This window comes from Mesorhizobium sp. M4B.F.Ca.ET.214.01.1.1, assembly GCF_004791545.1.
Taxonomy (GTDB): Bacteria; Pseudomonadota; Alphaproteobacteria; order Rhizobiales; family Rhizobiaceae; genus Mesorhizobium; species Mesorhizobium abyssinicae.
In genome coordinates this window covers 1-278 of sequence record NZ_SRUX01000332.1, presented here as the reverse complement: position 1 = coordinate 278, position 278 = coordinate 1, and the positions used below count along the sequence as shown (strand labels likewise).

Genomic DNA, 278 nt, shown 5'->3' with positions numbered 1-278 from the left:
ACGCTGAGCAATGCCCGCTTTGCCCTGACCGTCGACCCCGACAATGCCGCGCTGCGTGACCGCGCGGAAAAGGTGGAAAAGGCACGGCAGGCGAATGAATTCACGATTCCCACCACCATCGGGCTCGAAAAACAGACCAACCCCTATATGCGGGTGGCGGATACCGGCATTCGCAAAAATCTTGGTCTGGAAAGCGCCACCGATGCCGACGTCTTCGCGGAAATCCGCACGCGCAAGGATAATTTCTGATGGGAACGGATATATCTGCGCAGGCGATC

1 protein-coding gene is annotated in these 278 nt (G+C 57.9%); it reads left to right on the top strand.

The window, feature by feature from the left end:
* On the top strand, positions 1-249 hold a 249-nt coding region (locus EN857_RS34445; RefSeq protein ID WP_281036061.1), incomplete at its 5' end, for a hydroxyacylglutathione hydrolase C-terminal domain-containing protein.
* Positions 250-278: the final 29 nt, after the last annotated feature.